Raw genomic sequence first — 2,161 nt, forward strand, 5'->3', positions numbered from 1 at the left:
AACGGTGGGTCAACATGGACAGGAATCTACACCAGTCATATTTTTTTGATACCACATAATATTCAAAGGCATTTAATTGACCTAAGATTTGTTGAATAGGTTCAATAAAACCCTCAAAAAGCCAATATTTACTAGGATCGCGGCTGGAATCGCAAGCGATGAACCAAACCCTTTCATTTTTATCAATTGCAGTTGTAAATATTTCCATGCATTATCATTAGGAAATTCCAGTGAAAACCTGTCACTTTTCAGATTATCCCACCACCAATTAAATCGGGTATTGGTACTTTCCTTAACAATAAACTTCGCTTCCATTTTTTTAAAAATGTCAGGCCATTCATGAATACCAATAACATCAAACTTGTCATTCGTTATTTTCAGATCTCTCGCAGTAGTCAATACTCTCATTATAATTTGCAAATGCTCTAACACTTTATTTTCGTCCTTTTTTGCAGCTAAAATAACAAATAAGCGTGGATAGAAACATTCAATCAAACATTATTTGAGCTTGGACCGGACGGGATATGTGCGGCCGTTATATCTTCAGGAAAATCAGCTATTTAATTTTTCGGTCGATTTTTTGGTCGATTCAATGAGCTTGGGAGGGTTATTCTTACCTGGGTTGATGCAGGTAGACGTTGGCTTTACAAATATAAAGCTAATATTACGTCAGTTAACGTGCTTACTTTTCTTTAACCGGTTTCGCGTTTTTTCTACAATCAGTAAAATTGAAGCTAATTCAATATATATTCCAGATTTATATACTGAAAAGCATACAATATATTATCTCCTTTAATTTAGTAACAATCTTATTTTTTATTCCCTCTCCTTAAAAGAGGCAATCTTTTGTAAGTTTCACCCATTAGTTTCAAAAAACCCTCTTCCTTCAACTTATCGTCATTTCGCAATTGCAAACCTCCAATTACACCTATAATTAAAATTCCACCTATAATAACAATCGGCATAACGGCCCAAGAAACAAAATTTGCACAACATGCTAATCCTCCAAAAATAAAAATTGCTACAAACAAATAAAATGTTCCAGAAACCCAAGGGTTATTTTTATTACTCATATTGCTGTTCATAACTGATATATTTTGAATGATTCCGTTATTTGGATTTAATTCATTAAAGGCTTCATATTTATCCAGAATTTCAATTTCTTCAGCCTTATAAAGTATTTTGTTGCAATTACACATGTAGTAGTAATCTTTCCAATATTGATGCGAACCAACTATTATTTTTTTGTACGGTCTAGTCGCCGCTGCAATCATTAGATACATTTCCTCTTCATTTGCATGCTCAGGTATTGTGACGTCAATAGTTTCAAAACTTTGTGGTTTACGGGACATCCAATCCAACCAAGTTAAAAAGTCATTATTGGATCGTGCCGAAACTTTATAGTGTTCCAAAAGCTTTTTGCTTTTATCCATTGCAGCCTTATATTCGGTATTCGGGTTAGGAAACTTAAAAAACACATTTAGCAAATGGCTTTTATCTTCACTAATCCCATCAATATAGTTTATTGATAGCGTATAAATTGCCATTTTAAATCTGGTTACTTAAAAATTCAGTTATATCATCGGCCAATTCTCCTGTGTAAAAATCTTTAGGCCACTCAAATGCACCCTTCTCATTAATATCAATCTTCCTGATTTCTGCACTTTTATTTTCTTCTTGTGGTTCTACATAGTAAATCGCAACCTGTTCTGAAGAAATTTTCTTTTCAGAAATTCTTCTTCTTAATCTTTTCAATAGGTATTCGCTGTGGGTTTCAATAATCATATACTTTGATGAAATAGAACCTCCTTTTTTTTGATTTTGCTTAATTGCAATATCTATAAATAAATCGGCTAAATCTGCTTGCATTTTTGGATGTAAGTGAATTTCAGGCTGCTCAATTAGTGTAATACTTGAGTCCTTTGACAAAAAACCCTGAATAATAACAGGTAGTACTTGCGAAACGCCAAATCCAACATCAGTAATGTCTAAATCCAATGAATTTTGTTTAACTACAATTTGATGAATTATATCTTTAATTGGACCTACATCTATTTGTAAATTAAATTTTTTAAACCAGTTATTTACACTGCTTTTTAAGCTGCTATCTTCCTTTAATATCTCCGCTATCGCCTCTCCATCAAGTGTATCAAGAAAGGTA

Annotated in this window: 3 protein-coding genes and 1 pseudogene; all 4 read right to left on the bottom strand. The window is 32.8% G+C overall.

The genetic code is table 11. The annotated features are described in order from the left end of the window. A partial coding sequence (locus A4R26_RS36275) for a DUF6756 family protein (protein WP_207625717.1) occupies nt 1-208 on the bottom strand: 208 nt, incomplete at its 3' end. A 56-nt stretch (nt 209-264) separates the two neighbouring features. Then, nucleotides 265-408: pseudogene (locus A4R26_RS36280) on the bottom strand (hypothetical protein); the annotation flags it as partial. Nucleotides 409-809: 401 nt separating this feature from the next. After that, nucleotides 810-1,547, bottom strand: coding sequence for a hypothetical protein (locus A4R26_RS09145; RefSeq protein ID WP_081163488.1), 738 nt, complete (start codon nt 1,545-1,547; stop codon nt 810-812). 1 nt (nt 1,548) lies between these two features. Next, on the bottom strand, nt 1,549-2,161 hold a 613-nt coding region (locus A4R26_RS09150), incomplete at its 5' end, for an AAA family ATPase (RefSeq protein ID WP_165760203.1).

This window comes from Niastella populi, assembly GCF_002078015.1.
Lineage (GTDB): Bacteria > Bacteroidota > Bacteroidia > Chitinophagales > Chitinophagaceae > Niastella > Niastella populi.